At 68.2% G+C, this 6,202-nt stretch carries 4 protein-coding genes; 2 read left to right on the top strand and 2 right to left on the bottom strand.

Going from position 1 to position 6,202, the window contains the following annotated elements; genetic code table 11:
• Window positions 1-346: 346 nt before the first annotated feature.
• Complete coding sequence (locus tag AB2385_RS16440) at window positions 347-1,789, bottom strand: malic enzyme-like NAD(P)-binding protein (protein WP_367656097.1); 1,443 nt, start codon at window positions 1,787-1,789, stop codon at window positions 347-349.
• Window positions 1,790-1,966: 177 nt separating this feature from the next.
• On the bottom strand, window positions 1,967-2,875 hold the full coding sequence (locus AB2385_RS16435; RefSeq protein WP_367656096.1) for a LysR family transcriptional regulator: 909 nt from the start codon (window positions 2,873-2,875) through the stop codon (window positions 1,967-1,969).
• 195 nt (window positions 2,876-3,070) lie between these two features.
• On the opposite strand from AB2385_RS16435, the gene AB2385_RS16430 reads away from it, so the two are divergent.
• The gene (locus tag AB2385_RS16430; RefSeq protein ID WP_367656095.1) at window positions 3,071-4,900 is read left to right on the top strand and encodes a 2-oxoacid:acceptor oxidoreductase subunit alpha; all 1,830 of its coding nucleotides are present in this window, start codon (window positions 3,071-3,073) and stop codon (window positions 4,898-4,900) included.
• Between the two features lie 5 nt (window positions 4,901-4,905).
• Window positions 4,906-5,775, top strand: a complete 870-nt coding sequence (locus AB2385_RS16425; RefSeq protein WP_367656094.1) for a 2-oxoacid:ferredoxin oxidoreductase subunit beta — start codon at window positions 4,906-4,908, stop codon at window positions 5,773-5,775.
• Window positions 5,776-6,202 lie beyond the last annotated feature (427 nt).

Genomic DNA, 6,202 nt, shown 5'->3' with positions numbered 1-6,202 from the left:
GATGCGCTGTCTCGCGAACCCTCGAGCATCCTTGATCCTGCCGAGTGCAGCGAACCTCCGACGCTTTGAGAGCACCGGGAAACATTGCCGCAAGCGACTTCTACACGAAGCCCTTGTGGCACAACCGCTGGCGGCGCTCTCAAACCGTCGGAACCACAAGCCTGAACTAACCGAAGACCACCCGGCCCCCCCGCACGCCGACTATCCCCCGGGGTCGCGAGAGTACCGGGAAGCCTTGCCGTGCCCGAGTCGGCCAAACGCAATCGAGGCGGCGCAGGATCACCCTGCGCCGCCTCGATGCGCCACCACCCAGGTCTGGAGCACCCCCGGCGGCCCAGCCCACGGCTCAGTCATCCCCGCCCCGCGTCGGCGCAGGTTGGGGCTGCCGCTCCCGCCGGGCGACGCCGCTCTCGTACGCCGCCGCCTCCACCGCCTGGGCCACCATCTCCACCACCCGCTTGTTGAACACCGACGGGATGATGTACTCGGCGTGCAACTCCTCGTCCGAAACCACCGCCGCGATGGCCCGGGCGGCGGCCAGCTTCATCGCGTCGTTGATCTGCCGCGCCCGGCAGTTCAGCGCCCCGCGGAAGATGCCGGGGAAACACAGCAGGTTGTTCACCTGGTTCGGGTAGTCGGACCGGCCGGTGGCCATCACCGCCACGTGCGGAGCCGCTTCTTCCGGGTCGATTTCCGGCGTGGGGTTGGCCATGGCGAAGACGATGGGATCCTTGGCCATCTTCTTGACGTGCGCCACCGTGAGCACGCCGGGCCCCGAAACGCCGATGAAGGCGTCGGCGCCCTCGATCGCGTCGGCCAGCGTGCCGTGGCGGTTCTCCGGGTTGGTGTGCTCCGCGTACCACTGCCACATCGGGTTGCTGGAGTAGTCCCGGCCCCGCTCGATGATGCCGACGCGATCCACCCCGATGATGTTCCGGATACCCGCCAGCATCAACATCTTCGAAATCGCCACGCCGGCGGCGCCGATCCCGCAGACCACCACCCGCAGGTCGGTGAGCTTCTTGCCCACCACCCGGGCGGCGTTCATCAGGCCCGCCAGCACCACCACGGCCGTGCCGTGCTGGTCGTCGTGGAAAACCGGGATGTCCAGCTCCTCCTGCAGCCGCGCCTCGATCTCGAAGCAGCGCGGCGCCGAGATGTCCTCCAGGTTGATGCCACCGAACGTCGGGGCCAGCGCCTTCACGATGCGCACGATCTCGTCCGGATCCTTCGTGTCGAGGCAGATCGGGAAGGCGTCCACGCCGGCGAACTGCTTGAAGAGCATCGCCTTGCCTTCCATCACCGGCATCGCCGCCGCCGGGCCGACGTCGCCCAGCCCCAGCACGGCCGTGCCGTCCGTCACCACCGCCACCGTGTTCCGCTTGATCGTGAGCGTAAACGCCTTGGCCGGATCCTCGGCGATCGCCCGACAGACGTCCGCCACGCCGGGGGTGTAGACCACCGAGAGGTCGTCCCGGGTCTTCACCTGCACCCGGGGCTTCACCTCGATCTTGCCGCCCAGGTGCGCCAGGAAGATGCGGTCCGAGACGTTGACCACCTTCACCCCGGGCAGGGCGGCCACCGCCTGGACCACCCGGTTGCCGTGGGCGCGGTTCTCCACCCCGACCGTGATGTCGCGTACCACCACGTCCCGCCGCGACTGAATCAGGTCCACCGCCACGATGTCGCCGCCCGCCCCGCCGATGGCGGTAGCGATGTACGAGAAAATCGACCCCGTGTTCTGGATCTCCAAACGCAGAATGATGCGCATATTCCCCAACCGGTGCATGGCCACAGGCCCCTCCTTGCTTGGGCGCGTCTGCCCAAACGGGAAAAATCAGCCCCTAGTATATCAGACAGATAGTCCTTCCGAACCAGGAAAGCGGCGACTGGCCACAAATCGCCTCTCTCCCGCGCGAATTAGGACTAGGTACTATGAATTAGCCATAAATCCGACCAACTCCTGCTACTCCGCCGCGTCGTTTCGTCCGAAATGCTCGACGATCATCCGGTACAGCCGCTCCGCGGCCGGGCTCCAGCCCGGGCTCGGGTGGCGGAAGACGACGCTGGTGGTGCGGGCCATCGCCGGCAGGCCGTCCACCCGCACCTGGACCAGGGTGCCCATGGCCAGCTCCCGCTCCACCGCCGACGCCGGCACCAGCGCGCAGCCGAAGCCGGCCTCCACCATCAGCGTCACGGCCTCGTGGGAGTCGAACTCCATGGTCACCTTGGGGTAGACCCCGTGCTGCTCCAGCATGGCCTCGACGAAGGTGCGGAAGCGGGACGGCGCCTGGAACGAGATCAGGTCGACCTCGCCCAGCTTCGCCAGCGGCAGCGGGTCGGGCAGCTCGGCCCGGCGCTCGGGGGAGCAGACCAGTACCACGGGGTCCTCCATCAGCGGCACGCTGCGCAGGCGCGGGTGGGCCACCGGGTTGGGCAGGATGGCCAGTTCGATCTCGCCCTCCAGCAGCCGTGCGAGGGTCTCCTGCGTGCGCCCGGCCTTCACCGTCACCTGCACGCGGGGGTACTGGGCCTTGAAGGCGGCGAGGATGGGCGGCAGGAGCCGGAGACCGACGGTGGTGACGGCCCCGATGGCCACGCGCCCCCGCTCGGGGTCGTCCAGGTCGGCCACCTCCTCCTTCAGCGCGGCCACCGCCTGTGCGATGCGGCGGGCGCGGTCGTAGACCAGCTGGCCGGCCGCGGTCACGTGCAGCTGGCGGCCGGACCGGTCCAGGAGGGGCACGCCCAGCTCTGCCTCCAGGGCGGCCACCTGCCGCGTCACGGCCGGCTGGCTCAGGCCCACCAGCGCCCCGGCCCGGGCGAAACCGCCCGTCTCCACGACGCGGCAGAAGGTAATCAGATGCTGAAGTAACACCCCGATAGCCCCCTCGTGTTACCCGGGTATGATGCACCGGGAGTATTCACGGTATGTCAACTATGCATGTTCATCATAGCCCAATAAGACGTATAGTTGGAAGTGAACTGATAGTGTGCACATGGGGACAGAGCCGTGACCGCGGGCCGGGCGGTGCGTGCCGGTCCGCAGCACCAGCCTGAGGAGGGGTCGATTTTGCTCAAGGAGGTTTGCTGGCAGATCGGCGGCGAACAAGGCTCCGGCCTTGACTCCACGGCCGAGGTGTTCAACACCGTCGCCAGCCGTGCGGGGTACTACGTGTACGCGTACAAGACCTTCGCCTCCCGCATCAAGGGCGGCCACACCGACTTCACCACCCGCATCTCGGTGGAGCGGGTCCAGGCGCCGGCGGCCGGAGTGAACCTGCTGGTCGTGCTGGACCAGGAGTCCATCAACCTCTGCGCCCGGAACGTCTACCCCGGGGCCATCGTGCTGGCGGAAGAATCCTTTGACCCACAGCTGCCGGAAGGAGTCGACGCCAGGCTGCTGACCATGCCGTTCAACAAGATGGCCCTGGCGCTCGGCAATCCCCTCATGAAGAACAACCTCGTGCTCGGGGCTTCGGCGGCCTTCCTGGGCCTGCCCCTGGAGCACTTCAAGAAGTACGCTGTGCGCCGCTGGGGCAACAAGGGCGAGGACTTCGTGGCGCTGATCCACCAGGCGATGGATCAGGGCTATAACTATGTCGAGGAGCACTGGCCAGACCTGCGGCTCGACCTGGCCCACCCCGACGGGCAGGAGCGGCTGCTGATGACCGGCAACGACGCAGTCGCCCTCGGGGCGCTGGCCGGCGGCTGCCGCCTGATGTTCTCCTACCCCATCACCCCGGCCTCGGAGATCGCCGAGAACCTGGTGAAGGCCTTCCCCAAGGTCGGTGGCATTGCCGTGCAGATGGAGGACGAGCTCGGCTCGATTGTGGCCTGCGTGGGCGCCGGCTTCGCCGGGGCGCGGGCCATGACTGCGACCTCCGGCCCCGGCATCTCGCTGATGCAGGAGGCCATCGGCCTCGCCTCGATGACCGAGACGCCGGTAGTGGTGGTCGACACCCAGCGGGGCGGCCCGTCCACCGGCATGCCCACGAAGCAGGAGCAGTCTGACCTGCTGGCCCTGGCCTACGGCGGCCACGGCGAGGGCCCGCGCATCGTGCTGGCCCCGGGCTCGGTGGAGGAGCTCATCCCCATGACCGCCGAGGCCTTCAACCTGGCAGACAACTACCACTGCCCGGTGCTGATCGCCTCCGACCTGGCCCTGGCGCTGTTCCAGCAGACGGTGGAGCCCGCCGCGGCAGACCTCGCGGCGCTGCCCAAGATCGACCGCGGCCCCATCGCCGACCCGGCGGAGCTGGCAGCCCTGGGGCGTGACGTGTTCGAGCGGTACAGCAAGCAGGTGAACGAAAACGGCGTCTCCGTCCGCTCGCTGCCGGGCATGAAGAACGGCCAGTTCCTGGCCACCGGCGCCGAGCACGGCCCGATGGGCAAGGTCACCGAGAACCCGGCCAACCGCGTCTACATGATGAACCGCCGTCTGCGCCGCATCACCCACGTGAAGACCGAGGCGGTGCGCTACTTCGGCAGCCCGAACGCCGACCTGGTGCTCCTGGCCTTCGGCACCACGCTGGGCGCCGCGAAGGAGGCCCAGCCGATCATCGAGCAGCTCACCGGCAAGAAGGTGGGCGTGCTGCAGATCCGGCTGATCCACCCGGTGCCGGTGGCGGAGGTCGCCCGGTACGTGGGCACCGGCAAGGCGCTGGTGGTCGAGTCGAACGCCACCGGGCAGTTCGCCTTCATGCTGAAGGGCGCCGGGTACGACGCCGCGAAGGTGGCCAGCCTGCTCCGGTACGACGGCAACCTGTTCACGGTGAAGGACATCGTCGACGGCGCCCGGGCGGTGCTGTCCGGCGAGGCGCAGTACCTGGTGACCGGCGGCGGGCAGGGCGTGCGGCCCACCGAAGACCCGACGATCGCGCGGGCGGCGAAGGAGGCGTGAGCGAGATGGCGCTGACCATGGCAGATTACCGGACGTCCGAGAAGTCCTGGTGGTGCCCGGGCTGCGGCGACTTCGGCGTGCTGGCGGCCCTGCAGAAGGCCCTGGTGGAGCTCCAGATCGAGCCGGAGAAGGCGGCGGTGGTCTCCGGCATCGGCTGCTCCGGCAAGATCGGGAACTATATCAACTCGTACAACCTGCACGTGACCCACGGCCGCGCCCTGGCCGCGGCCCAGGGGCTGAAGCTGGCCAACCGGGAGCTCACGGTGATCGCCGCCGGCGGCGACGGCGACGGCTTCGCCATCGGCATGGGGCACTACATGCACGCCCTCCGGCGGAACGTCGACATCACCTATATCGTCATGGACAATATGATATACGGCCTCACCAAGGGCCAGACCTCCCCCACCTCGGAGCCGGGGTTCAAGACGAAGTCCACGCCGGCGGGCAACGTGGAGAAGGCGGTCAACCAGCTGCAGCTGGCCATCGCCTCGGGCTGCGGCTTCGTGGCCGCCGGCTTCTCGGCTAACCAGAAGCAGCTGGTGGAGATCATCAAGCGGGCGATCCTGCACCCCGGCTTCGCCCTGGTGAGCACGTACTCGCCGTGCGTCACGTTCAACCGGGTGAACACCTTCGACTTCTTCAAGCAGAACCTGGTGAACCTCGACGAGGACCCGACCTACGACCGGCACGACCGCTTCGCGGCGATGAAGAAGCTGATGGAGACGGAGGAGCTGGTCACGGGCATCATCTACGAGGACCCGGCGTCGGTGCCCTACGAGGACCGGGTGGCCGGCTACCGCAAGGAGGGCATCGTGAACCAGGACTGGACGATGGATCCGGCGGTGTGGGAGCAGCTCGTGAGCCAGTACCGGTAAGACGGAGGAAACCCGTGAGCAGAAACGCCCGGCGGACCGACCGCCGGGCGTTGGCGCGGGATGGGGGCGCAGGGGTGATCGCCGTGGCGTCGCCGAAGGCCTGCCGCTGGGCTCCGGCGAAACGTCAGGGGCCCGCGGCCGGCGCCAGAGAACTGCGGCACCGGTTTGAACGCAACACAAGAGGGCGATAATGGAAACAGGCACCCACAGGTGCCCAGGAGCCCGGCAGTGGCGTCCCCACTCCAGTTATGGCGGCGACCATCCTGAGTGCGGCTAGCTCACCACTTGTCACTCGAGGCGGGGGCCCCAGGGCCACCGCCCCCTCCTTTCGGGGGCTCGCCGCCGGGCTCCGAACCCCGGCATTTCCGCACATGACCACCAGGTCTCGCCCGAGACCTGGTGGTCATGTCGCGTCGGCGGGGCCCGT

Origin of the sequence: Symbiobacterium sp. (assembly GCF_040797425.1) — a bacterium.
In the GTDB taxonomy this organism is placed as follows: domain Bacteria; phylum Bacillota; class Sulfobacillia; order Symbiobacteriales; family Symbiobacteriaceae; genus Symbiobacterium.
The sequence above is the reverse complement of the archived record's forward strand: the minus strand, read 5'-3'. Positions and strand labels throughout refer to the sequence as shown.